We start from the raw sequence: 24,690 nt of genomic DNA on the forward strand, positions 1-24,690 counted from the left end.
GACACGACCTGGCGCCGGGGCGGCTTCGGTGAGGCTGTCGGGGGCGTCAGAGCTTGTGCATGCCCTTGAAGGGGCTGAGGACTCGGACCTGACTGGCTCCGAAGTCGACGAGCAGCGCACCCGTCGGCTCCTGGCCGATGACCTTCCCGAGGCCGTGGCGATCGTGCGAGACACGGTCACCGACGGCGAACTCCTTGATCACGGGATCGGCGGGAGCCGCGAACGGGCTGGTGGACAGGTGGCGCCGGGGCGCGGATCGGTTCGTCATCGTCCCGCCAGTATGCCCCGCGTAAGGGCGGGGGCACAGGGGCTGCGGTGATGCCTCTGCGGCGGTTGCGGCAACACGCCCACCGGGAGCGGCAGTTGCTCGCTAGCATTCCGAATGTCGAGTCCGCGTCGGGGGAAGGGCTGCGCTCATGAGCGACGACTGGGACCAGATCCGGGGGCTCTGGGAGAGCATCCGGGAGGGCGTCGGCGACGGCCGGCCGCCGCCGGCCGCGAGCGCGGCGGTCAGCCGGGGCGGCCCCAAACTGTCCGGCAACCCGGTGTCGATCACCGGTGAGGCGGGGGCGGGCAAGACCGTCCTCTGCGGCGCGCTGCTCCAGGCGATCCGGTCGGGGGACCCCGACAGCCGGAAAAGTCCGGACATCGAGAAGCACAAGGCGGTCATCCGCGCCGGCGGGCGCCGGACCCAGACGGCCGTGACGGTGATCCCGGGGCAGTTGTCACTGGAACGCGAACAGGCCCTCACCGACACCATGCGCGGTGAGGCCTCTCCGCACGGGATCATCCATGTGACCTGCTGGGGGCACAACCGGATCTGGCTGCGCAGTGACGGTCGCGACGTGCGGGACGAGCTCGCGGCCGCCGGCGGACCGGTGGACGAGGAGGCGGTGCGGGCCTGGCACCTGGAGAAGGAGTCCCTGGACTTCCGGGTGCTGGCCGACGCGATCATCGACGGGGAACTCGCCAAGCGGCTGCGCTGGCTGCTCGTCGTGGTCTCGAAGTGCGACCTCTACTGGGACCGGCTCGACGAGGCCCGCGACCACTACATCCCGGGCGGCGCACCCACCGACTCGCGGTTCGCCGCCTCGCTGCGTGACCTGCGGAGTCAGACCTCGCTGCGGCTCGGTGTCCTGCCGATGGCCTCACGGCTGATCCGGCACGAGTTCCTGCCCGGGATCGACGACGGCGTCTCGCGCCTGGACGACTCCCAGATCGGAGTGTTGCGGGGCCACTTCAACCATCATCTCCAGCGGTTCATCGCGTCCGACGGGGGCGGGTCCCATGGGGCGAGCTGACCGCACGGCCGCGTTCTTCCAGTCCCTGGAGGGGGCCGAGGCGCGACTCAAGACCGTGCGTCTCGCCCGGACGAGGCTGCGGCTGGGCCGCAGGACGCGTGCGGTGTCGGCGGGCGTGGCCGTCGTGTGCCTGATCCTCGCGCTGACGGCCGACGGGACGGGCGGCATCGCCGTGACACTTGTGCCCCTGCTTGTCGCGGCGGGCGCACTGGGCGTGATGACCGATGCCTGGTTCCGGTTCGTCCGCCCCAGCCTGCTGGTGATCGCGCACGAGGAGCGGGCCATGCTCGACGAGGTCAACCGGCTACGGGAGAGGTACGCCCATATCGCCATACAGGAGAAATGGGACCCGGTGGTGGAGAAATCGGTACGCCAACGCCTGTCGCGCTTCCCCATCCAAGGAGGATCGTCCCGATGAAACGGCTCACGAACCTCGCCCTCACCTATGTGGCACTGCCGACCGTCCTGCTGACCGCGGTGCTGTACGCGTTCGCCACCCGTCATCCCGGCCCGTACCAGCGTCTCTTCGAGTCCCAGTGGGACGCGATCCTCGCGGGCTTCGCGATCACCGGCTCCGGGCTGCTCGGCCTGTCCTTCGGGGTGCGGCTCTGCTTCAGTGTGCTGGGCGCGTACCAGCCGGAGAACGTCCGCAACGGTCTTGTCGCCATGGTGGTGGGCGGGACGGTCTGCGGCGTCGGCGTCGTCCTGCTGTGGGGCCTCCTGGCGCCCTGACCGCCTCGGCCCCGGCCCACGGCTACATCGTCGTCGAGGCGGGGAGCTCCGCGCGGGACAGCGGGAGGCCCTCCGCCATGCGCAGGCTGACGGCCATCGTCAGTCCCCCGCCGGGGGTGTCCTCCGCGGTGACCGTGCCGCCCATCGCCTCGATGAAGCCGCGGGCCACCGCCAGGCCCAGGCCGACGCCGGCGCCGCGCGGGGCGTCCCCGTAGCGCTGGAAGGCGCCGAAGATGCGGTCCTTGGCCTCGTCCGGGACGCCCGGGCCCCGGTCCACCACCCGCAGCTCGACCCGGTCGGCCATGGTGCTCGCGGCCACCAGGACCGGCTCGCCGGCCGGGCTGTACTTGACGGCGTTCTCGACGATGTTGGCCACGGCCCGTTCGAGCAGGCCCCGGTCGACGGCGACCATCGGCAGCGTCTCGGGGATGTCCAGGTCCACGCTGCCCTCCGGCACTCCGGCCAGCGCCATCGGGACGACCTCGTCGAGGTCGGTCTCGCGGATGACGGCGGTCACCGTGCCGGTCTCCAGGCGGGAGACGTCCAGCAGGTTGCCGACGAGGTGGTCGAGCCGGTCGGCGCCGTCCTCGATGCCCTCCAGGAGCTCCGCCCGGTCCTCCTCCGACCACTCGATGTCGTCGGCGCGCAGCGAGGTGACCGCGGCCTTGATACCGGCGAGCGGGGTCCGCAGGTCATGGCTGACCGCGGCCAGGAGCGAGGTGCGGATCTTGTTGCCCTCGGCCAGCTTGCGGGCCTCCTCGGCCTCCCCGACGAGCCGCTGCCGGTCCAGTACGGTCGCGGCCTGGGCGGCGAAGGCGCCGAGCACGCGCCGGTCCTCGGCGGGCAGGACCCGGCCGGACAGGGCGAGCGCGAGATGGTCACCGACGGGCATGTCCACGTCCGCGTCCTCGGGCCGGTCGGACTGGCGCACGCCCACGGAGGCGACACAGGACCAGGGGTCCGACTCCTCCCGGCGTTCGAGCAGGGCGACGGAGTCCATGGCGAAGGTCTCCCTGACCCGTTCGAGAAGCGACTCCAGGCTGGTCTCCCCGCGCAGCACGCTGCCGGCGAGGAAGCTGAGGGTCTCGGCCTCGGCGCGCAGCCGGGCGGCCTGGTGGGTGCGGCGGGCCGCCAGGTCCACCACGGAGGCCACGGAGATCGCGACGCCCAGGAACACCACGAGCGCGACCATGTTCTTCGGGTCGGCGATGGTGAGTTCGTGGATGGGCGGCGTGAAGTAGTAGTTCAGGAGCAGCGACCCGACAGCCGCCGAGGCGAGGGCCGGCTTGAGTCCGCCGAGCAGGGCGGCGGCGACGGTCAGGGCGAGGAAGAGCAGGACGTCGTTGGCGAGGCCGATGTCGGGCGCGCCCCCGAGGATCAGGGTGAGCAGCGCGGGGCCCGCGATGCCGGTGAGCCAGCCCCAGATGGTCCGGGAACGGCCGAGCTTGGCGCCGCGCGCGACCGGCAGGCCGCGCCCCTTCGCCATCTCGTCGTGGGTGACGATGTGGACGTCCAGGTCGGGGCCCGACTCGCGGGCGACCGTGGCGCTGACGCCCGGCCCGAACATGTACTGCCAGGAGCGTCTGCGGCTGACGCCGAGGACGATCTGGGTGGCGTTGACCCCGCGGGCGAACTCCAGGAGCCCCGAGGAGATGTCGTCGCCTATGACGTGGTGGAAGGTGCCGCCGAGGTCCTCGACCAGCGTGCGCTGGACGGCGAGTTCCTTGGGCGAGGCGGCGGTGAGGCCGTCGCTGCGGGCGATGTAGACGGCGAGCACCTCGCCGCCCGCGCCCTTCTCGGCGAGGCGCGCGGCGCGCCGGATGAGGGTGCGTCCCTCCGGGCCGCCGGTGAGGCCGACGACGATCCGCTCGCGGGAGCCCCAGATCTTCGAGACCCGGTGCTCGGTGCGGTACTCCTGGAGGTACTCGTCGACCCGGTCGGCGGTCCAGAGCAGGGCGAGTTCGCGCAGCGCCGTCAGGTTGCCGGGGCGGAAGTAGTTGGACAGGGCCGCGTCGACCTTGTCGGACTTGTAGATGTTGCCGTGGGCCATGCGTCTGCGCAGGGCCTGGGGCGACATGTCGACCAGCTCTATCTGGTCCGCCCGCCGCACCACCTCGTCGGGGACGGTCTCCTTCTGCCGTACGCCGGTGATCGACTCGACGACGTCGCCCAGCGATTCGAGGTGCTGGATGTTGACGGTCGAGATGACGTCGATCCCGGCGGCCAGCAGCTCCTCGATGTCCTGCCAGCGCTTGGAGTTGCGCGAGCCCGGCACGTTGGTGTGCGGCAGCTCGTCGACGAGGGCGACGGCGGGCTTCCTGGCCAGGACCGCGTCGACGTCCATCTCGGTGAAGGTGGTGTCGCGGTAGGCGATCGTGCGGCGCGGGATCTGTTCGAGGCCGTGCAGCATCACCTCCGTACGCGGCCGGTCGTGGTGCTCGACGAAGGCGACGACACAGTCCGTGCCGCGTTCGACCCGCCGGTGCCCCTCGGAGAGCATCGAGTACGTCTTGCCGACGCCCGGTGCCGCGCCGAGGTAGATACGGAGCTTTCCGCGTCCCATGGTGGTGTGATGCCGTTTCTTCGATGGAGGACGGACCGGGTCACGCCTCGAAGCGGTAGCCCATGCCGGGTTCGGTGATCAGATAGCGGGGGTGCGAGGGGTCTCGTTCCAGTTTGCGTCGCAACTGGGCCATGTAGACCCGGAGGTAGTTGGTCTTTCCCCCGTAACTGGGCCCCCAGACCTCCTGGAGCAGCCGGCGCTGGCTGACGAGCACCCCGGGGTTGCCGATCAGTATTTCGAGCAGGTGCCATTCGGTCGGGGTGAGCCGTACGTCACGGTCGCCGCGCCGGACCTTCTTCGCCACCAGGTCGACGGTGAACTCGTCGGTGACGACCAGGTGGGTGGTGTTCGGCCGGTCCGGGGCCTCCTCCGTGCGCCGGGTGGCGGCCCTCAGCCGGGCGAGGAGCTCGTCCATGCTGAACGGCTTGGTCATGTAGTCGTCCGCGCCCGCGTCGAGCGCGCGGATCTTGTCCTCGGAGCCGCTGCGGGCGGAGAGGACCAGGACCGGCGCCCGGCTCCAGCCGCGAAGGGCTCTGATGACGTCGACGCCGTCCATGTCGGGCAGTCCGAGGTCGAGCAGGATCATGTCCGGCTGTCCCGCGGCCACGAGCCGGAGGGCGGTGGCACCGTCGGGTGCCGCGTCCACCAGGTACTGACGGGCCTGGAGATTGATCACCAAGGCTCGTGCGAGCTGCGCGTCGTCCTCCACGACAAGCACCCGGGTCATCGGCGTGCTGCCTTCCTCTTGTCGTCCACGTGCGACGGGAGCCGGCGGGTCCGGGATCGTCCCTGGGACCCGCCGACTCCCTCTCTGTTGCGATAAGGCCATCAGCCCTTGGTCAGTTCCTTGAGCGCGATGTTGAGCTTGAGAACGTTGACGCGCGGCTCACCGATGAAGCCGAGGATCCGGCTGTCGGTGTTGTCGGCGACGAGCTTCTCGACCTGCTTGACGTCGAGACCGTTCTTCTCCGCGACCCGGTGGACCTGCAGCTCCGCGTACTCCGGGGAGATGTGCGGGTCCAGGCCGGAGCCGGAGGAGGTGACGGCGTCGGCCGGGATGTCCTTGGGCGTGAAGCCGGCCGCCGTGTTGTCCTTGATGACGGCTTCCTTGGCGGCGAGCACCTTGTAGCAGAGCGAGGCCTGGTCGTCCTCGGTCTTGTACTCCTCGATCGGCTTGCAGTACGCCTTGCCGGTCTTCTTGTCGTGCTCGGCGCCGTCCTCACCCGACCGGTTGGTCGCACCCGACAGGATGATCGAGTACTGGGTGTTGACGCTGTTGGTGCCCAGACCGTTGGAGGGGCGCGGCTGGAACCACTTGAGGTCCGGCCCCGACGTCTCCTCGCCGTCCTTGAGCGGCAGGTTGTAGGTCTGGCCGATGAGCTCGGATCCGACGACCTTGCCCCCGCTCTCGATCTCGGAGCCGTTGGCCTTGTTGTTGAACGCCACCTGAGCCAGGCCCGTGACGACCAGCGGGTAGAGGACACCCGTCACCACGGTCAGGACGAGCAGGGCGCGGAGACCGGCCCAGAGCAGCCGCCCTGCGTTTCCTACGGAGTTGTTCATGATCAGCCGATTCCGGGGATGAGGGAGATGAGGAGGTCGATGATCTTGATGCCGATGAACGGGGCGACCAGGCCGCCGAGGCCGTAGATCCCGAGGTTCCGGCGGAGCATCTTGTCCGCGCTCGTCGGCCGGTACTGCACGCCCTTCAGGGCGAGCGGGACCAGCGCGATGATGATCAGCGCGTTGAAGATGACGGCGGAGAGGATCGCGGACTGCGGCGAGTGCAGATCCATGATGTTCAGCTTGTCGAGCGACGGGTAGGCCACGGCGAACATCGCGGGGATGATCGCGAAGTACTTGGCCACGTCGTTGGCGATCGAGAAGGTGGTGAGCGCGCCCCGGGTGATGAGGAGCTGCTTGCCGATCTCGACGATCTCGATGAGCTTGGTCGGGTTGGAGTCCAGGTCCACCATGTTCCCGGCCTCCTTGGCGGCCGAGGTACCGGTGTTCATGGCCACGCCGACATCGGCCTGCGCGAGCGCCGGGGCGTCGTTCGTGCCGTCGCCGGTCATCGCGACGAGCTTGCCACCGGCCTGCTCGCGCTTGATCAGCGCCATCTTGTCCTCGGGGGTGGCCTCGGCGAGGAAGTCGTCGACACCCGCCTCCTCGGCGATGGCCTTGGCGGTCAGCGGGTTGTCACCCGTGATCATGACCGTCTTGATGCCCATGCGGCGCAGCTCGTCGAACCGCTCCCGCATGCCCTCCTTGACGACGTCCTTGAGGTGGATGACACCGAGGACGCGGGCGCCCTTGGCGTCCTCCACGGCGACCAGCAGCGGGGTGCCGCCGGCCTGGGAGATCGTGTCGTTGAGCTTCTGGGCGTCCTCGGAGACGTTGCCGCCCCGCTCCTTCACCCAGGCCAGGACCGAACCGGTCGCGCCCTTGCGGATCTTGCGGCCGTCGACGTCCACACCCGACATACGGGTCTGGGCGGTGAAGGCGATCCACTCGGCGCCGTCCAGCTCGCCCTGGTGGCGCTCGCGCAGGCCGTACCTCTCCTTGGCGAGGACCACGATGGAGCGACCCTCGGGGGTCTCGTCGGCCAGCGAGGAGAGCTGCGCGGCGTCCGCGACCTCGGCCTCGGTGGTGCCCTTGACCGGGACGAACTCGGAAGCCTGGCGGTTGCCGAGCGTGATGGTGCCGGTCTTGTCCAGGAGCAGCGTGGAGACGTCACCGGCGGCCTCGACCGCACGGCCCGACATGGCGAGGACGTTGCGCTGCACCAGGCGGTCCATGCCGGCGATGCCGATGGCCGAGAGCAGTGCGCCGATCGTGGTCGGGATGAGGCAGACCAGGAGCGCGGTGAGGACGATCATCGACGTCTGGTCGTCGGCGCCCGCGTAGATCGCGAACGGCTTCAGCGTGACGACGGCGAGCAGGAAGACGATGGTGAGGGACGCCAGCAGGATGTTGAGGGCGATCTCGTTGGGGGTCTTCTGGCGCGCCGCGCCCTCGACCAGGTTGATCATCCGGTCGATGAAGGTCTCGCCCGGCTTCGTCGTGATCTTGATGACGATGCGGTCGGACAGCACCTTCGTACCGCCGGTGACGGCCGAGCGGTCGCCGCCGGACTCGCGGATGACCGGGGCCGACTCGCCGGTGATGGCCGACTCGTCGACGCTCGCGACACCCTCGACGACGTCACCGTCGCCGGGGATGATGTCGCCGGCCTCGCAGACCACCAGGTCACCGATCTTGAGCTCGGTGCCGGGGACGCGCTCCTCGTTCTTGCCGATGAGGCGGCGGGCGACCGTGTCGGTCTTCGCCTTGCGGAGCGTGTCGGCCTGGGCCTTGCCGCGGCCCTCGGCCACGGCCTCCGCCAGGTTGGCGAAGATGGTCGTCAGCCAGAGCCAGGCGGCGATCGCCCAGCCGAACCAGTCGCCCGGGTCCTTGAAGGCCAGCACGGTGGTGACCACCGAGCCGATCAGGACCACGAACATCACGGGCGACTTGATCATCACGCGCGGGTCGAGCTTCTTGACCGCGTCCGGGAAGGACTTGATCAGCTGCTTGGGGTCGAACAGACCCCCGCCGACGCGTCCGGCCGGCTTGTGTCCGGCGGACAGGTCGCCGTGCGGCGCCTTCGTCGGGGTGGCGGTGGACATGGCGTCCTCTTGCTTCTTCACATCGATGTTCATGCCGCGAGCCCCTCTGCGAGCGGGCCAAGGGCGAGGGCCGGGAAGTAGGTCAGACCGGTGATGATCATGATCGTGCCGACCAGAAGGCCGGTGAACAGCGGCTTCTCGGTCCGCAGGGTGCCGGCGGTCGCGGGGACGGGCTTCTGCTCGGCGAGCGAGCCGGCCAGGGCCAGCACGAACACCATCGGCAGGAAGCGGCCGAGCAGCATCGCGATGCCGATCGTCGAGTTGAACCACTGGGTGTCGGCGTTCAGACCCGCGAAGGCGGAGCCGTTGTTGTTGGCGCCGGAGGTGTACGCGTAGAGGATCTCGGAGAACCCGTGCGCGCCACTGTTCGTCATCGAGTCGGCCGGGGTGTCCAGGGCCATCGCCGCGGCGGTGAAGCAGAGCACCAGCGCCGGGGTGACGAGGATGTAGCAGGCCGCGTACTTGATCTCGCGGGTGCCGATCTTCTTGCCCAGGTACTCGGGCGTGCGGCCGACCATCAGACCGGCGATGAACACCGCGATGATCGCCATGATCAGCATGCCGTAGAGGCCGGAGCCGACACCACCGGGAGCGATCTCGCCGAGCTGCATGCCCAGCAGGTTGATGCCACCGCCGAAGCCGGTGTTGGAGGAGTGGAAGGAGTTGACCGCACCGGTGGAGGTCAGCGTGGTGGCGACCGAGAAGATCGCCGAGGCGCTGATGCCGAAGCGGGTCTCCTTGCCCTCCATCGCGCCGCCGGCGGCCTCGAAGGCCGGGCCGTTGCCCGCGAACTCGGTCCACATCATCAGACCGGTGAAGACGAGCCAGATGGTGGCCATCGTCGCCAGGATCGCGTAGCCCTGCTTGAGCGAGCCGACCATGCGGCCGAACGTGCGGGTCAGCGCGAAGGGGATGACGAGGATCAGGAAGATCTCGAAGAGGTTCGAGAGCGGGTTCGGGTTCTCGAAGGGGTGGGCGGAGTTGGCGTTGAAGTAACCGCCACCGTTGGTGCCCAGCTCCTTGATGACCTCCTGGGAGGCGACGGCGCCGCCGTTCCACTGCTGCGTGCCGCCCGTGAACTGGCCGACCTCGTGGATGCCGGAGAAGTTCTGGATGGCGCCGCAGGCGACCAGGATGAGCGCGCCCACGATGGAGATCGGGAGCAGGATGCGCACGACACCGCGGACCAGGTCGGCCCAGAAGTTGCCGAGGTCACCGGTACGCGAGCGGGCGAAGCCGCGCACGAGGGCGACGGCGACGGCGATGCCGACCGCGGCCGAGACGAAGTTCTGCACCGCGAGGCCGCCGGTCTGCACGACGTGGCCCATGGCCTGCTCGCCGTAGTACGACTGCCAGTTGGTGTTGGCGACGAAGGACGCGGCGGTGTTGAAAGCCTGGTCCGGGTCGATCGACGCGAAGCCGAGCGAGCCGGGGAGCGAACCCTGCACCCGCTGGAGCAGGTAGAGGAAGAGGACGCTCACCGCGGAGAAGGCGAGGACGCCGCGCAGGTACGCGGGCCAGCGCATCTCCGTGTTCGGGTTGGCTCCGATGCCCTTGTAGATCCACTTCTCGACCCGCAGGTGCTTGTCGGAGGAGTAGACCCGGGCCATGTAGTCACCGAGCGGCTTGTAGGACAGGCCGAGGGCGGCGATCAGCGCGAGGAGCTGGAGGACACCAGCAAGAACGGGGCTCATATCCGTACTCAGAACCTCTCCGGCTTGACGAGGGCGAGGACGAGATAGACCAGCAGGGCGACGGCCACGATCAGACCGACGATGTTCTCGGCAGTCACAGCTTGGCCACCCCCTTGGCGATGAAGGCCACCAGCGCGAAGATCGCGATCGTGGTGACGACGAAGGCCACGTCGGCCATCGTGAGCTCCTGAGTGAAGAACGGATTCTCGGACTGGATGAGCAAAGCGCTTTTCGGCCACCTCAAGGCCGCCGTTAACGCGTCCCTGACGACGGGCACTGCGCTCTTTACGCGTCCTCTACGTCGCGGAGCCCCGCGGCGGTCTCAGCGGAACTCGGCGAGGCGCGGGCGCAGGCCCAGGACGGTCAGCGCGGCGGCGGCGAGCAGGGCGAGGCCCGCCCACGGCAGGGTGGAGCCGACGGCGCCTCGACCGTCCTCCACGGCCTGCGCGAAGGCGGTCCTGTTGATGCCGGTGACCTCGTCGAGGGCCGCCATCCACGCACCGAAGTGGGCGTTGGACTCCCCCGGGTCCCAGCTGATGCAGAAGGCCACCGCCTCGGCCTCGTGGCCGGCCGCGACGAGCGACCGGATGGTGCGGTCGTCCCGCTGGTAGACGAGGTAGGCCTCGACGGTCCGCTCGGCGGCGTCCCGCTCGCCGGTGAAGGTGATGTTGTCCAGCTCACGGCGGAACTCGCCGGTGAACCGCTTGTCCGTGTTGTCCCGGCCATAGGCCTGCCAGGTCTCGGTGAGCACGGGCTCGTACCCGCCGACGGCGGTGACGCCCTCGACCCCGTAGAGGCTCTGCGACTTCGCCAGGAAGGCCGCCTCGTGGACGACGCGGTTCTCCTTGTCCAGGAGGTAGCGGCTCTCGTCGGCGTTGGCGTCGTAGGCGATGGCACGGGCGCGCGAGAGGGCGACGACGGAGTCGAAGGCGTCGCGGCGGGCGACCCGCAGCTCCTCCGAGCCGGTCGCGAGGGCCTGGGCGCCGAGGACGAGCGCGGTCAGCACGCAGACGGTGGCGGCGAGGACGCCCGGGTTCAGCACCCGGTGGAAGCGTCGGGCCAGATACCACTGGAGCGCGACGAGTACGGTGAGCAACGCCGCCCCCACACCCAGTAACAGCGCGGTGTTCGTCCGCAGGTCCGCGCGTTCGGCGCCGTAGGCGTCCTCGAACTGCCGGTCGTTGGCGTCGACGAGGTCGCGGGACTCGGGCAGCATCCGCTCGGTGAGCAGGCCGTAGGCGGTGCGGTAGTCGTCGATGGCGGCGGCCTTGCCGCCGGGGCGGGTGTCGTTCTCCAGGGCGCGCCCGACGAACTCCTGGTAGCGGGCGAAATCCTGGGTGAGCAGTTCCACGGTCCGCTGGGCCCGCTCGTCGCCCTCCGCCGCGACGGCGAGGGTGCGCAGCTGTCGGCTGACGGACTCGCGTGCCTCGTCGTAGAGCCTGAGCGCCTTGTCGTACGACTCGGTCAGCCTGCCCTTTCCGGCGTCGCCGTTGGACAGCAGGATGTTGACGGCCTGGGCGTCCATGTCGTTGAGCGCGAGGTTCAGATCGGCCGCGCTCACCGTGCGCGGGGCGTGCCGGCCCGCGACGGCGTCCCAGGTGGAGGCGGCGGAGAGGCCCGCGGTGAGGAGGATCCCGGCGCAGCCGGCCGCGAGCAGCAGCACGGCGCCGCGCAGCAGGCGCAGCCGGGCGGGCAGGGTGTCGACATAGCGGTGCCGCAGCGCGCGCAGGCGCCGCGCACCCCTCGCCACGGCCCGGTCGACGAGCGGCGCGGGCGGGGCGCCGGGGTCTCCGGGTACGCCGGTGGGGCCGTCCGGACCGCGGCCCCCTCGTGGCCGCGGACCTGGACGGCCCGCCGGTCGTCCGGCTGTCCCTGGCGGTGCGGTGGCGGTCCTGGCCGTCGAGTCCGGACCTTGCGCGATACCTGTCGTGGTAGCCACGCGCCCTCCCACCTCACCTGATCGGACAGCCGTCCGATCCCCCGTGCCGACGAGTCTGGATCGGCACCTGGCGCGGAACGACCTTCGTTGACGGCCTCCTGACGGTCTGTCGGCTCGCTTTGACGCGCCCTTGTCGCAGGTCCGCGTACGCCGTCAGGGCACCGTCAATTCCGGTGCCCGAGCGCGTACGCAGCGTTGCCGGGCGGCTAGATTCCCCTCTCGGTCGCTCACCGACCCGGGACGTCAGTGGCCTGACCGTCCCCGGCTCGTGAGGGCACGCGCCACCCGACCCCATCCGGTGGCCGTGCCCTCAGGGAGCGACCGACGCCGCACGTCCGCGGCCGTGACCATGGGGGCCCGGGTCACCCCGCGCACCCCAGGCCGTGGGCGACGGCGCTCCCTGCCGTCTCTCCCCGGGCGTCCGCCGCGCGGGCCGCCGGGGCCCATTCAGAAGGTCCTCCGCGATGCATCCCGCCGCGTCCCCGCACGCGCCCTCGGCACCGTCCGCTCCCTCGGCCCCGCCTCGCAACCCGACCCCACGGCCGGGCCGGCGGCGCTCGGCGCGGGGCGGGCTGCTCGACCCGGTCCAGCTGCTGAAGTGCTTTCCCGAGGCGGTGCGCAAGCTGCACCCCCGGGCCCTGGTGCGCAACCCGGTGCTCTTCGTGGTCGGCGCCGGATCGGTGCTCACCACGCTCTCCGCGCTCTTCGACCCCTCGGTGTTCACCTGGGTCATCAGCGCCTGGCTCTGGCTGACCGTGATCTTCGCCAACCTCGCGGAGGCGGTGGCGGAGGGACGGGGGAAGGCGCAGGCCGAGTCGCTCCGCAAGGCGCGCACGGACACCGTGGCGCTGCGGCTGCGGCACTGGCGGTACGGGACGGATCTCGACCGGGCGGAGACGGACGCCGTCGCCGCCAGCGACCTCAAGCTCTTCGACTTCGTCCTCGTCGAGGCGGGCGAGCTGATCCCGGCCGACGGTGATGTGGTCGACGGGGTCGCCGCCGTCGACGAGTCCGCCGTCACCGGCGAGTCCGCCCCGGTGATCCGGGAGTCGGGCGGCGACCGGTCGGGCGTGACGGGCGGCACGACGGTGCTCTCGGACCGGATCGTCGTCCGGGTCACGTCCCGCCCCGGCCACTCCTTCATGGACCGGATGATCGCCCTGGTCGAGGGCGCCTCGCGGCAGAAGACCCCGAACGAGATCGCGCTCAACATCCTGCTGGCCGCGCTGACCATGGTCTTCATCCTGGTCGTCGTGGCCCTGCGGCCGATGGCGGGGTACGCCGACGCCGGACCGTCCACGACCGTCCTCGTGGCCCTCCTGGTGACCCTGATCCCGACCACGATCGGCGCCCTGCTCTCGGCCATCGGCATCGCCGGCATGGACCGGCTCGTGCAGCGCAACGTGCTCGCGATGTCGGGCCGCGCGGTCGAGGCCGCGGGCGACGTCAACACGCTGCTCCTCGACAAGACGGGGACGATCACGCTGGGCAACCGGGAGGCGGCCGACTTCGTGCCGCTGCCGGGGGTCGAGGAGGCCAAGCTCGCGGACGCCGCCCAGCTGTCGTCGCTCGCCGACGAGACCCCGGAGGGGCGCTCGGTGGTGGTCCTCGCCAAGGAGCGGTACGGGCTGCGGGCACCCGCCGAGGGGGAGCTCGCGAACGCCCGCTTCGTGGAGTTCAGCGCGCAGACCCGGATGAGCGGCATCGACCTGCGCTGGGACAACGGCGCCGCGTGCCACATCCGCAAGGGCGCCGCCGCGCAGGTGATCGCCTGGGTGGAGATGTACGGGGGGATGGTGCCGGCGGAGGCGCGCACCTGGAGCGACGCCATCGCGGACGCGGGCGGCACGCCCCTCCTGGTGGCCGTGCACGACTGGGACGGCCCGCGGGTCCTCGGGATCGTCCACCTCAAGGACGTCGTGAAGGACGGGATCAGGGAGCGGTTCGCCGAGCTGCGGCGGATGGGCATCCGCACGGTCATGATCACCGGCGACAACCCGCTCACCGCGCGCGCCATCGCTCACGAGGCGGGTGTCGACGACTTCCTCGCCGAGGCCACCCCGGAGGACAAGCTGGCCCTCATCAGGAAGGAGCAGGAGGGCGGCAAGCTCGTCGCGATGACCGGCGACGGCACGAACGACGCCCCGGCGCTCGCGCAGGCCGACGTCGGCGTGGCCATGAACACCGGTACCTCGGCCGCCAAGGAGGCCGGGAACATGGTGGACCTGGACTCCAACCCGACCAAGCTCATCGAGATCGTCGAGATCGGCAAGCAACTCCTCATCACCCGGGGCGCGTTGACGACCTTCTCGATCACGAACGACGTCGCGAAGTACTTCGCGATCATCCCCGCGATGTTCGCCGGCGCCTACCCGGGGCTGGAGGCTCTCAACATCATGGGGCTGCACAGCCCCACCTCGGCGATCACCTCGGCCATCATCTTCAACGCCCTCATCATCGTGGCGCTGATCCCGCTCGCCCTGCGCGGCGTCCGCTACCGCCCCTCCTCCGCGCACGACCTGCTGCGGCGCAACCTCACGGTGTACGGCCTCGGTGGCCTCGTACTGCCGTTCGTCGGCATCAAGGTCATCGATCTCCTGGTCTCGACCATCCCCGGCCTGGGGTGAATCTCCGTCAGGGGGGCGTCAGGGAAACGGGGTCGTGCTTGCCCGGGGACTCCGGCGCGGGTTCGATGGACACCATGAACAGCGCATGGCTCCTCCTCGATCGGCCGCCTCATCAGGCGTCCCGTCGTGAGCCCCGCTGTCCGCAGACCGCAGCCGAGTGCTGTCCGGAGACCGCAGCCTTCCGCTGACCTCTCCGACTCTGCCTTCGGGGCGTCGTGACTTCACGGTCCGGCGCCCCTTCTTCGTACCCGTACGCACTCTTCACCCTTGAGGGACTGACCAGTCATGTCCGTTTCCGACCTTTCCTCCCGCACCGTTCTGGTGACCGGTGCCACATCCGGCATCGGCTACCAGACCGCGCGGCTGCTCGCCGAGCGCGGCGCGACCGTGCTCGTCCACGGCCGCACGGCCGAGGAGGCCCACGCCGCCACCGACCGGCTCGTCACGCTGGCCGACGTCGACGGGTCCCGACTGTGCGCGTTCGCCGCGGACTTCACGCGGCTGGAGGAGGTGGAACAGCTCGCCACCCGTGTGCTGGCCGAGCACCCGCACCTCGACGTCCTGGTCAACAACGCCGGCATGGCGGCCCCCGAGCGGCACACCGTGACCGCCGACGGCAACGAGATCGCGTTCCAGGTCAACTTCCTGGCCCACTACCTGCTCACGCACCTGCTCGAGCCGGCCCTGACCACCGACCCGGGCGGCCGGGTCGTGAACGTCTCCTCCTCGCTGCACCGCACGGGCTCGATCCAGTGGAACGACCCCAACCGCACCCGCCGTTACTCCCGCCTGGCCGCGTACGCGCAGTCGCAGCTGGCGCTGACGGTCTTCGCCGCCGACGCGCGCGTCACCGCCGTCTCCGTCCACCCGGGCATCTGCACCACCAGCCTGCTGCCGCTCTACGCCCACGAGGGCGTGTCCCCGGCCGAGGGCGCGGAGCACGTCGCGCGGCTCTGCGACCCGGCCGTCGAGATCGTCAACGGCGCCTACTACGACCGCGAGCACCGCGTCGACCCGGCCCCGGCCGCGTCCGAGGAGCGCACGGTCAAGCGCCTCAACAAGCTCGCCGACCTGCTCGTCGGCCAGCCCGCCTGACGACTCCACGACCAGCTCACCACCAGCAGCACCAGCAGCACCACCGAAAGGAACACCGTCCATGTCCAAGCGCGCCCGCAAGAAGAAGGCACGCCGCAAGAAGAAGGCGAACCACGGCTCCAAGGCCGGTCAGCGCTGAATAGCCAGGGGGCGGCCCGTCCATTACACGGGCCGCCCCCGTCCCGTCCCAAGGTCCCGTTCCCGAAGGAGGTCTCCGTGTTCCCGCACCCGTCCCACCAGCCCCCCGCCCCCGCCCGGGCGTTCCCGACCGGTGCCCCCGGCACGGCCGCTCTCACGGAGCACGTCCTCGCCACGGGCCACGGCCGCTGGTGGACCGACCGCGCCGAGCGGCCCCGGGCGGTCGCCGTCTCCTGCGGGGACCACGCCCTCCTGGCGGGCGACCCGACGGCCCTGACACCGGCCGACCTCGCTCCGCTCGCCGACCACTACGTCGAAGCCACGGACCGCTTCCTGCCGCTGCTCGGCGGCGCGTTCGACAGGATCACGCCCTGGGAGCGGATGCTCTACATCCACCGCGTGACCGTCGCCGCCTCGTCCGTGCCGCGCGGTGCGCGGGTGCGCCGGCTCTCCGCCGAGGACGCCCCGGCACTCGCCGCGCTCGACCCCTCCATGGCCTGGATCCATGACACCTGGGACGGCCCGGTGGGTCTCGCCTCCTCCGGTCTCGGCTGGGCCGCGTTCCACAAGGGCCGCGTCGTCACCGTGGCGTGCACCCGCTTCCTCGGCAGCCGCTACGAGGACCTGGCCTGCGCGACCGCGCCCGAGGCGCGCCGCAAGGGGCTCGCGCTCGCCTGCGTCACCCGGCTGGTCGCCGATGTGACCGAGCGCGGCCACACCGCGAGCTGGTGCTGCTCCCGCGACAACCGGCCCAGCCGGCTGCTGGCCTGGACCGCCGGATTCCGGCTCGACCACGAGTACGTCCACCACGCCGCGGGTGCCCCCTCCCGTGCAGCGGTCTCCGCGCTGCCGGGGATCGCCGCGGCCGCCTGAGACATCCGGAGGCCGCCGCAGCCGTACCGCCCCGGCGTCACACGGGCGCGGTGGTCCTGCCCCTCGTCCAGCGCCCCTGCCGCCTGGGCCGCGAGATCGAGCGCGACGAGCCGGGACTCCAGCGGCGGCGGTACGGAGCCGGGCACCGGCGTCATCATGAAGCGGCCCTGGTAGCGGCCGTGGGCGACGGCCCGCAGCTCGATCTCGCCGGCCGGCCAGCCCTGCCGTTCCAGGTCCCAGATCCAGCCGGACACCTTCACCGACCCGTCCGGGTCGAGCCGCGGCGGACGCCCGATGAGGGAGCCGTGCTCGAAGCGGCAGGCGCTGAGGTCGAGTACGTCGGTCAGCTCCGCGCGCACCCGGCGGACCATCTCGTCGGAGGAACCGGCGAACCGGGCGAGGCGGGTCGTGCCGTGCAGCCGCTCCAGGTGGGTGGCGTCCGTGACGGCGACCCGCTTCAAGGTCCTGGCCCGCGCCGCGAGTTGCGAGACGGCGAGGCCGACGACCAGGAGCAGGACCGAGGTCTCGATGTCGGCCCGGTTCTCGATGTGGAAGCTCTGGTACGGCTCGGTGAGGAAGAAGTCGAACCAGGCGGCGGCCGACAGGGCGCAGAGCGCACCGGCGAGGCGGTTCCCGAGCGCCGCCACGGCGACGACCACGACGACGAGCAGCAGCGCCAGATTGGTGTGCGTGACGTCGTCCCGCAGCGGAACCAGGACGAGCGACGCGGCGAAGGGAGCGAGGACTCCTGCGGCCAGGGCCGCGGTGTCCCGGAGCGGAACGGGCATCGTGCACCTCCGTGCGGGCGCGTCCGTACACGTCAAGCCTCCGCCCGGTGCCGCGTACGCGGCACCGGGCGGAGGGCTCCTTGACGGACTTCTTACGGTGGATCCGCCCGGTACGGCGGATCCACCGGGCTCAGCAGCGGAACCGCAGCCGGCAGATCACCGCGTCGGTGTCGCGCCGGACGGCGTGGGCGACGACCGCGCCCCGCTGGTTCTGGAGGAGCCGCTGCCACAGGTGCGCGGGCTCGGCCTCCGGGATGAGCACGGTGACGCGGGTGTCCGGCTCGGTCAGCGCGAGCTCGCGGACGTACGCGGTGATGGGGCGGCCGAGCGAGCGGCGCTCGGAGGGCAGCCTGACCAGGTCGACGCCCGGGTTCCACAGCGCCCAGTCGCGCTCCAGGGCCTCGGTCGCGGCGCGGTCCTCGGCCTCCGGGTGGCAGACGGTCACGGCGCGGACCTCGTCGCCGAGGGAGACGGCCGCGGTGAGTGCCTCGCTGGTGACCCGGGTCAGGGAGGAGACAGGGACGAGGACCAGCGAACGCTCGCGGTGCGGCGGCTCGGGGATCCGGCCGACGCCGAGCCGCTCGCCGATCGTGCCGTAGGCGCGGTGGACGGTCTCGAAGACGAGGACCAGGAGGGGCAGCGCGATCACGATCAGCCAGGCTCCGTCGTGGAACTTGGTGGCCGTGACGACGACGGCGGAGACGCCGGTGAGCAGGGCACCGAGGCCGTTCAGGAAGGCCTTGCCCGCCCAGCCGGCACCGCGCTCGCGGCTCCAGTGCAGCACCATGCCGGTCTGGGCGATCGTGAAGCCGACGAAGACGCCGATCGCGAAGAGCGGGACGAGGGTGTTGGTGTCGCCGCCGGAGAAGACCAGCAGGGCGGCGGAGACGACCGAGAGCCAGACGACACCGTGGCGGTGGACCTGGCGGTCCGCCTTCAGGCCGAAGACGTGCGGCAGGTAGTTGTCACGGGCCAGCAGCTTCAGCAGGACCGGCAGACCGCCGAAGGAGGTGTTCGCGGAGAGCGCGAGCAGCACCATGGTGGCGAACTGGATGACGTAGAAGCCCCAGTTGTGGCCGAGGGAGGCGTCGGCGAGCTGCGCGAGGACGGTGACGCCCTCGACCGGCTGCAGGCCGAAGCGGGAGATCAGCACCGAGAGGCCGATCAGCATCACGCCGAGGAGCACGCCGAGGGCGACCTCCGCGCGCATCGCCCGCTTGGCGGCGGGGGCGCGGAAGGACGGCACGGCGTTGGCGATCGCCTCGACACCGGTGAGCGCGGAGCATCCGGAGGCGAAGGCCTTCAGGAGGAGCAGCGCGCCGACGGTGGTGGCGTTGTCGGCGAGGACGGAGGGGTGACCGGCGGAGGCGGCCGTGGAGACCGGCGCGTCACGGAAGAGCCCGACGACGATCAGGACGAGGATCGCGCCGATGAAGACGGCGGTCGGCACGATGAAGGCGCGGGCCGAGTCGACGATGCCGCGCAGGTTGACCGCGGTGATCAGGACGAGGACGACCAGGCAGATCCACAGCCGGTCGCCGTAGAGCTCGGGGAAGGCCGAGGTGAGGGCCGCGACACCGGCGGTGACGGCGACGGCCACGTTGAGGACGTAGTCCAGGACGAGCGAGCCGGCGGCGACGAGGCTGGTGCGCCGGCCGAGGTGGGTCTTGGCCACCGCGTAGGAGCCGCCGCCGTCCGGGAAGGCCCGGATGACCTGGCGGTAGGAGGCGACGAGTACGGCCAGCAGGCCCGCGATGGCGAGCGTGACCGGGAGGGTGAAGCCGAGGCCGTGCGCGCCGGCCGCCGCGAGGACGAGGACGATCGCCTCGGGTCCGTAGGCCACCGATGCCATCGCGTCGAGCGAGAGCGCGGCGAGCCCGGTGACAGCGGTCAGCCGGTGGCGGGCGCCGGTATCGGGGGGTTCCTCGGCGCTGGGGGCGGCACCGGTCTCGGTGGTCAGGACGGCCATCTCGGTTGTTCCCTTTCGTGGCAGGTCCGCTCAGGTTCGACCCGCGAGCCGCCGAGTTCGAGCCACACTTGCGCTCTCTTGACGCCTGCTCGACCTGTCCGTACGCACTTTTGACACCGCCGCTCGTCAAGGTGCGGTCAGCGGTCTGTCAGCGGCGCCGGGCATCGTCGGACCCGGCCCGTCGGGAACGTCCGGGGCCGGAGGAGGGAGGGACGATGTCGTACGCCGTCCGGGCCGAGGGCCTGGTCAAGAGGTACGGGGACACGCTCGCGCTGGACGGGGTCGACCTGGCGGTGCGGCCCGGCGAGACCGTGGCGCTGCTCGGGCCGCACGGCGCGGGCAAGACGACGGTCCTCCGTGTCCTGGCCGGCCTCGACCGGCCCGACGCGGGCCGCGCGGCGGTCTGCGGCCACGACGTCGTACGGGAGGGGGCGCGGGTCCGCGAGCTGGTCACGGCCACGGGGTGGCCGACGGGCGGCGGGGCGGCGCGTGTCGACGGCGTCCGCGGCGACCCGACCTGGACCGGTCCCGACGGGGAGGAAAGGGTGGCGCTGCTGCTCGGCAGCTCCCCTGTGCTGCTCCTGGACGAGCCGGACACGGGGCTCGACCACCGGGCCCGGCGGACGGTACGGGCGGTCCTGCGGCGGCTGGCGGCCGGGGGAACCGCCGTGCTGTTCACGACCCAGCAGCCGGGAGCGGCGGACGGCCTGGCCGACCGGGTCGCCGTCCTGGACGGCGGCCGGGTCGTGGCGGACGGGACGCCGGAGGAGCTCAAGAGGAGAACCGGCGACCCGTCCCTGCGGGTCCGTCCGAGCCTCACCGGGGACGGGGACGCGGTGGACCGCATCCTGACCGAGCTGACCGGCACCGCGCCGGCGCACGACCGCCACACGGGCCTGTTCTCCGCGCCGGCCACTGACCCGATGCTGCTGGCCGCGCTCGTCCGCCGGCTCGAGCGCGCGGGCATCGGCACCGAGGAGGTGGGCCTGCGGCAGCCCGACCTGGAGGACGTACTGGCGGCGCTGACCAGGCATCCGGCGCGCTGAGGGCTCTCGCGGCGCGGCCGCCCGCGGGTCAGGCCTGCTCCTCCCGGCGGCCCGGCACGTCGGCGAGCACGGCCATGGCCTCCTGCCTCGGCATGGCGGCCCCGCGCTCGTACGCGTCCCGGTAGCCGGCCTCGCCGAGTTCCTCGGTCAGTTCGGCGGCGAGTGTCCGCATCTCCGGGTCGCCGTGGTCGAACGCGCCGCGGATCGCGTGGGTCATGCCCAGGGTGGTCGCCGCGCCCACCGCGTCGCCCTCCAGGGCGAGGAGCAGCGCGAGTTCCTCCGCCACCCAGGTCAGTCCGTTGCTGTCGCCCCGCGCGCTGTAGCCGCGTACCGCCCTGGGCATGAGGGCGCGCGCCTCAGGTGCCGCTCCCCGGGCGATCAGGTTCGCCATTCTGCCGCCGGCGAGAATGTCCCGGCTGGTCTCCTCGGGGTACGGGAGCCGGTGGACGAGGGCCTCCAGCCGGTCGAGGGCCTCCTCCGCACGGTCGAGATCACCGGCACGGCGGTAGGCATAGGCGAGTTGGGGCAGGAGGCCGGCCTCCACCCGCCGGTGACCCCGTTCCCGGGCCTGCCGCTGGGCCGCGAGGATGTCGCTCACCGCGCCCTCGTGGTCCCCGGAGCGCGACCGTTCCTGGGACAGCCGGAACTTGGTCCAGGTGAGGTGCTCCTCCGTGCCCAGTTCGGAGCTGATCACCACCGCTCGTTCGAAGGCCGCGAGCGCGGGGCCGTACTCGCCTCGCAGCGAGTGGTCCCGGCCGAGCGGGAGCAGGCTCATCACCAGGCCCCAGCGGTCGCCGACCTCCTCGAAGCCGCGCAGCGCCGCCGCCCGGGCCTCGGCTCCGCTCTCCAGGTCGCCCTGCTCGGAGAGGACGAAGTCGTGCGCCCAGTACGCGCTGGCCCGCACCCAGGGGTCCGGGGAGCCGAGGGACTGCCGCAGCCCGCGCTCCCGCTGGTCGGCGTCCCCCGCCAGCTGGGACATCCGCAGCAGCGGCAGCGCCGGGTGGAAGCCGAGCACCTCGGCCCGGTCGAGGTCGGCCTGCTCGTCGGTATCGGCGGCGCCGTCGGCGTCGTGCGGGCCCGCCGCGGTGCGGACGAGTCCGAAGGCCGCGCGCGTGTCGTCGGGGAGCGCGTCGCCCAGTTCCAGGACCTCCCCCAGGAAGGTCTCGAACTGGGCGGACATGCCCCTGATCCCCCAGTACCAGAACATCGCCCGTACGAACCGGGCGGCCCGCGGCGCGTCCCGGGCGTCGAGGACCGACCGCAGCGCGGCGACCATGTTGTCGTGCTCGGCGTCGAAGAGCGCGATCGCACGGAGCTGTTCCCGCGTGCGGAGGAGGGGTTCGAGCTCCTCCGCCAGGGCCAGGAAGTGGTCGGCGAACGGCAGGGCGACGTCGTCCCCGTCGCCGACGAGCCGGTCGGCGGCGAAGGCCCGTACGGTCTCCAGCATCCGGTACCGGGGCTCGTCCTCGCCGGAGCAGGTCACCAGGGACTTCTCGACCAGGGTGTCGAGGACGTACGCCACGTCCTCGGCGGGCAGGGTGTCGTCGGCGCAGACTCCCTCGAGGGCGGCGACCGTCGCACCGCCCGGGAAGGCCGACAGCCGGCGCGCCAGGATCCGTTCGGGCTCGTCGAGGAGGTCCCAGCTCCACTCGACGAGCGCGAGGAGGGTGCGCTGCCTCGGCAGTGCGGTGCGGCTGCCCGAGGTGAGGAGGCGGAAGCGGTCGTCCAGGCGGCGGGCGATCCGGTCGACGTTCATCGAGCGCAGCTTGGCGGCGGCCAGTTCGAGGGCGAGCGGCATGCCGTCGAGGCGGCGGCAGATCTCCACGACGGGGCCCACGGTGGTGGTGTCGAGGGTGAAGTCGGGGCGGACGCCGACGGCCCGGTCCACGAAGAGGCGGACGGCGGTCGCGTCGGCGGAGTCGGCGAGCTCGTCGGCGGTCGCGGGGACGTCCAGCGGGCCGAGCGGGCAGAGCACCTCGCCGGTGATGGCGAGGGCTTCCCTACTGGTGGCGAGGATCCGCAACTGCGGGAGCCGGTCGAGGAGTTCCTCGGCGAGTTCGGCGGCGGCCTCGACGACGTGCTCGCAGTTGTCCAGGACGAGCACCGCCTCGCCGCCCTCGAAAAGTTCGGCCAGGCGGTCGACGGGGGTGAGGCGCTGGGCCTGCGCGCCGTCGTAGAAGCGGCCGTCCTTGGAGCTGAGCGCGCCGAGGACCGCGTCGGCCAGCTGGTCGCCGGGGCCGATGCCCGCCAGCGGCGCGAGCCAGACCCGGCCGCGGTCGTGGGCCCGGTGCCGGGCCGCCGCTTCCAGGGAGAGCCGGGTCTTCCCGGCGCCGCCGAAGCCGACGACGGTGACGAGCCGGGAGGAGGCCAGCAGACCGGCGACCCGCTCCAGTTCCCGCTCGCGGCCGACGAAGCTCGTCAGCCGGGCCGGCAGCCGGCTGGCCGCCGTCTCGGCACGGGCCGGGGCGGTCAACTCGCCCCGGAGCAGGGCGAGGTGGATCTCCTGAAGCTCGGCCGACGGGTCGACGCCGAGTTCGTCGCCGAGCCGGGCGCGCAGCTGTTCGTACACGGCGAGCGCGTCGGACTGGCGTCCGGCCGCGGAGAGCGCCTTCATCCTCAGCCCGGCCAGCCGCTCACTCAACGGGCGTTCCGCGCCCGCCGTTTCGAGGTCGGCGAGGACCTCGGCGTACCGGCCGAGGCGGAGTTCGGCGTCGAAGCGGTCCTCGGCGGCGGAGGCGCGCAGGTCGTCGAGGCGGGCGGCGGAGGCGCGGGCGAAGGGGGCGTCCAGGACATCGGCGAGCGCGGGGCCGCGCCACAGGCCGAGCGCCGTACCGAGCAGGGACGCGGCCTCGTCCACGCGCCCGGCGACCAGTTCGCGCCTGCCGCGCGCGGCCAGTTCCTCGAAGCGGTGGGCGTCCACGTCCTCGTCCCGTACCGACAGGCGGTAGCCGCCGGCCGCGGACTCCAGGGTGGCGACGCCGCGCAGGGCCCTGCGGAGCCGGGAGGCCAGGGCCTGGAGGGCGTTCAGCGCCTCGGCCGGGGAGTCGGCTCCCCACAGCCCGTCCACGAGCGCGTCGACGGAGACGGGCCGTCCGCCCTCCAGCGCGAGCCTGGCCAGCAGCATGCGCAGCCGGACGCCTCCGATGTCGACGGCCGGATGCGCGTCGGCCGAGCCGTCCTCGGCCGACGCGGCCTCGGTCGAGCGGTCGTCGGCCACGGCCCCGACCGGGCCGAGCAGTTGAACCCTCACGGCGGCAACCTCCCCCTGGGCGCGGTGAATCGCGTCATCCTATCGATCTTGAGTTCTCGTGTGTCACCTCTCACGCCCCTTCCGCCTCCCCCGGTGGATCACCGACGTACGGTGGGGGAAGGGGAGTCGACACCCAAGCGCGACGGAAGCGGGAGCGAGGCGACGATGGTTCCGGGAACGGTGCAGCAGCTGACCATTCTGCTGATCCTGGTGCTGCCCGGCGTCTTCTACCAGGCCGTACGGGAGCATCTGCGCGGCGCGGTCGCGGCGGAGCAGGAACCGCAGAACCGGATCGTGCGGGCCATCGCGGCCGGTGCGCTGCTCGACGCCGTGTACGCGGTGGCCGCGGGGCCGTGGCTGGTGCGGCTGCTCGGCGGGCAGGGCAGGGGGCCGGTGGCGGGGGTGCTCGCGCACCCCCGGGAGGCCGGCCTCGCGGCGCTTCTCCTCGTGGTCCTGGTACCGGCCGGAATCGCGTGGGGGGAGGCCGTCCTGGACCGGCGGCGCAGGCGGGCCCGGTACGAGCCGACGCCTACCGCCTGGGACGCGCTCTTCCGGGACCGGGGTTCGTGCTTCGTCCGGGCCCGGCTGAAGAACGGTCTGTGGGTGGGCGGCTGGCTGGGTTCGAGGTCGGCGGTCTCGGCCTATCCGCAACCGGGGGACGTCTACCTCCAGGCCCAGTACCGGATGGGTCCCGACGGCAGGTTCCTCGGGAAGGTTCCGGACACCGGCGGGGTGTATCTGCGCGCCGCCGACATCGACGTACTGGAAGTGCTGCTGTGGCCGACGGCACCGGTCGTCCCCTCGGCCCGGGCGCACGTGGAGGAAGGAGCCGGCCATGACGAAGCATCACAAGGGACGTGAGGACGCGGAGTTGGCGGAGCTGCTCGCGGAGTTCTCCGAGCGCCGCACCTACCGGCCGGCCGACGACGCACCGGAACCGGACGACGTCCCCCAGGCGCCGTCGGGCACCGCGATGGGCGAGGAGACACCCGCGTCCTCCGACTGAC

At 71.8% G+C, this 24,690-nt stretch carries 20 protein-coding genes and 1 pseudogene; 9 read left to right on the plus strand and 12 right to left on the minus strand.

What is annotated here, in order from left to right; translation table 11 throughout:
- Window positions 1–46 precede the first annotated feature (46 nt).
- Window positions 47–268 carry a hypothetical protein gene (locus tag ACF09C_RS03240; protein WP_362419963.1) on the minus strand — a complete coding sequence of 74 codons (222 nt, stop codon included), beginning with the start codon at window positions 266–268 and terminating at the stop codon, window positions 47–49.
- Between the two features lie 148 nt (window positions 269–416).
- On the opposite strand from ACF09C_RS03240, the gene ACF09C_RS03245 reads away from it, so the two are divergent.
- From ACF09C_RS03245 to ACF09C_RS03255, 3 genes are read left to right on the plus strand one after another with little or no spacing between them, the layout of a single operon-like run.
- Window positions 417–1,301 carry a hypothetical protein gene (locus ACF09C_RS03245; RefSeq protein ID WP_392088065.1) on the plus strand — a complete coding sequence of 295 codons (885 nt, stop codon included), beginning with the start codon at window positions 417–419 and terminating at the stop codon, window positions 1,299–1,301.
- Complete coding sequence (locus ACF09C_RS03250; RefSeq protein ID WP_392088067.1) at window positions 1,288–1,719, plus strand: hypothetical protein; 432 nt, start codon at window positions 1,288–1,290, stop codon at window positions 1,717–1,719. The genes ACF09C_RS03245 and ACF09C_RS03250 overlap by 14 nt, the downstream gene beginning before the upstream one ends.
- Window positions 1,716–2,033, plus strand: coding sequence for a hypothetical protein (locus ACF09C_RS03255; RefSeq protein ID WP_392088069.1), 318 nt, complete (start codon window positions 1,716–1,718; stop codon window positions 2,031–2,033). Before ACF09C_RS03250 ends, ACF09C_RS03255 begins: the two co-directional genes overlap by 4 nt.
- Window positions 2,034–2,055: 22 nt before the next feature.
- On the opposite strand, the gene ACF09C_RS03260 is transcribed toward ACF09C_RS03255, so the two are convergent.
- The 8 genes from ACF09C_RS03260 to ACF09C_RS03295 form a co-directional block, all read right to left on the minus strand.
- Window positions 2,056–4,596: a DUF4118 domain-containing protein gene (locus tag ACF09C_RS03260; RefSeq protein WP_392088071.1), complete on the minus strand. Its 2,541-nt coding sequence runs from the start codon at window positions 4,594–4,596 to the stop codon at window positions 2,056–2,058.
- Window positions 4,597–4,636: 40 nt separating this feature from the next.
- Window positions 4,637–5,323 (minus strand): response regulator, encoded by a 687-nt coding sequence (locus ACF09C_RS03265; RefSeq protein WP_392088073.1) that lies wholly within the window; start codon window positions 5,321–5,323, stop codon window positions 4,637–4,639.
- 101 nt (window positions 5,324–5,424) lie between these two features.
- A complete protein-coding gene (locus tag ACF09C_RS03270) occupies window positions 5,425–6,159 on the minus strand; it encodes a potassium-transporting ATPase subunit C (protein WP_392088075.1) in 735 nt (244 codons plus the stop codon).
- 2 nt (window positions 6,160–6,161) lie between these two features.
- Window positions 6,162–8,297, minus strand: a complete 2,136-nt coding sequence (kdpB, locus tag ACF09C_RS03275) for a potassium-transporting ATPase subunit KdpB (protein WP_392088077.1) — start codon at window positions 8,295–8,297, stop codon at window positions 6,162–6,164.
- Window positions 8,294–9,958: a potassium-transporting ATPase subunit KdpA gene (gene kdpA, locus ACF09C_RS03280; protein ID WP_392088079.1), complete on the minus strand. Its 1,665-nt coding sequence runs from the start codon at window positions 9,956–9,958 to the stop codon at window positions 8,294–8,296. Before kdpA ends, kdpB (ACF09C_RS03275) begins: the two co-directional genes overlap by 4 nt.
- Before the next feature lie 8 nt (window positions 9,959–9,966).
- A complete protein-coding gene (gene kdpF, locus ACF09C_RS03285; protein ID WP_329853613.1) occupies window positions 9,967–10,056 on the minus strand; it encodes a K(+)-transporting ATPase subunit F in 90 nt (29 codons plus the stop codon).
- On the minus strand, window positions 10,053–10,181 hold the full coding sequence (locus tag ACF09C_RS03290) for a hypothetical protein (protein WP_362419934.1): 129 nt from the start codon (window positions 10,179–10,181) through the stop codon (window positions 10,053–10,055). The genes kdpF and ACF09C_RS03290 overlap by 4 nt, the downstream gene beginning before the upstream one ends.
- Window positions 10,182–10,280: 99 nt before the next feature.
- Window positions 10,281–11,708, minus strand: coding sequence for a hypothetical protein (locus ACF09C_RS03295; protein WP_392088081.1), 1,428 nt, complete (start codon window positions 11,706–11,708; stop codon window positions 10,281–10,283).
- Window positions 11,709–12,361: 653 nt separating this feature from the next.
- Between ACF09C_RS03295 and kdpB (ACF09C_RS03300) the strand changes: the two genes are divergently transcribed.
- The 3 genes from kdpB (ACF09C_RS03300) (at window position 12,362) to ACF09C_RS03310 (ending at window position 16,630) form a co-directional block, all read left to right on the plus strand.
- A complete protein-coding gene (gene kdpB / locus ACF09C_RS03300) occupies window positions 12,362–14,524 on the plus strand; it encodes a potassium-transporting ATPase subunit KdpB (RefSeq protein WP_392088083.1) in 2,163 nt (720 codons plus the stop codon).
- A 285-nt stretch (window positions 14,525–14,809) separates the two neighbouring features.
- A complete protein-coding gene (locus ACF09C_RS03305) occupies window positions 14,810–15,619 on the plus strand; it encodes an SDR family NAD(P)-dependent oxidoreductase (protein ID WP_392088085.1) in 810 nt (269 codons plus the stop codon).
- Window positions 15,620–15,835: 216 nt separating this feature from the next.
- Complete coding sequence (locus ACF09C_RS03310) at window positions 15,836–16,630, plus strand: GNAT family N-acetyltransferase (RefSeq protein WP_392088087.1); 795 nt, start codon at window positions 15,836–15,838, stop codon at window positions 16,628–16,630.
- 458 nt (window positions 16,631–17,088) lie between these two features.
- Here the strand turns inward: ACF09C_RS03310 and ACF09C_RS03315 are convergent.
- Together ACF09C_RS03315 and ACF09C_RS03320 are read right to left on the minus strand one after the other, a co-directional pair.
- Window positions 17,089–17,418 (minus strand): annotated as a pseudogene (locus tag ACF09C_RS03315) (DUF4118 domain-containing protein); the annotation flags it as partial.
- Window positions 17,419–17,548: 130 nt separating this feature from the next.
- The gene (locus ACF09C_RS03320; protein ID WP_392088089.1) at window positions 17,549–19,387 is read right to left on the minus strand and encodes an APC family permease; all 1,839 of its coding nucleotides are present in this window, start codon (window positions 19,385–19,387) and stop codon (window positions 17,549–17,551) included.
- Window positions 19,388–19,602: 215 nt separating this feature from the next.
- Here ACF09C_RS03320 and ACF09C_RS03325 point away from each other — a divergent pair, with 215 nt between their 5' ends.
- Window positions 19,603–20,433 carry an ATP-binding cassette domain-containing protein gene (locus tag ACF09C_RS03325; RefSeq protein WP_392088091.1) on the plus strand — a complete coding sequence of 277 codons (831 nt, stop codon included), beginning with the start codon at window positions 19,603–19,605 and terminating at the stop codon, window positions 20,431–20,433.
- Window positions 20,434–20,461: 28 nt separating this feature from the next.
- Here ACF09C_RS03325 and ACF09C_RS03330 read toward each other — a convergent pair whose 3' ends face one another.
- Window positions 20,462–23,683 carry an ATP-binding protein gene (locus tag ACF09C_RS03330; RefSeq protein ID WP_392088093.1) on the minus strand — a complete coding sequence of 1,074 codons (3,222 nt, stop codon included), beginning with the start codon at window positions 23,681–23,683 and terminating at the stop codon, window positions 20,462–20,464.
- 165 nt (window positions 23,684–23,848) lie between these two features.
- Here ACF09C_RS03330 and ACF09C_RS03335 point away from each other — a divergent pair, with 165 nt between their 5' ends.
- Both ACF09C_RS03335 and ACF09C_RS03340 read left to right on the plus strand, forming a co-directional pair.
- On the plus strand, window positions 23,849–24,544 hold the full coding sequence (locus ACF09C_RS03335) for a DUF6338 family protein (protein WP_392088095.1): 696 nt from the start codon (window positions 23,849–23,851) through the stop codon (window positions 24,542–24,544).
- Window positions 24,519–24,689: a hypothetical protein gene (locus ACF09C_RS03340; RefSeq protein ID WP_392088097.1), complete on the plus strand. Its 171-nt coding sequence runs from the start codon at window positions 24,519–24,521 to the stop codon at window positions 24,687–24,689. Before ACF09C_RS03335 ends, ACF09C_RS03340 begins: the two co-directional genes overlap by 26 nt.
- Window position 24,690: the final 1 nt, after the last annotated feature.

Source organism: Streptomyces sp. NPDC014870 (assembly GCF_043081505.1).
Taxonomy (GTDB): Bacteria; Actinomycetota; Actinomycetes; order Streptomycetales; family Streptomycetaceae; genus Streptomyces.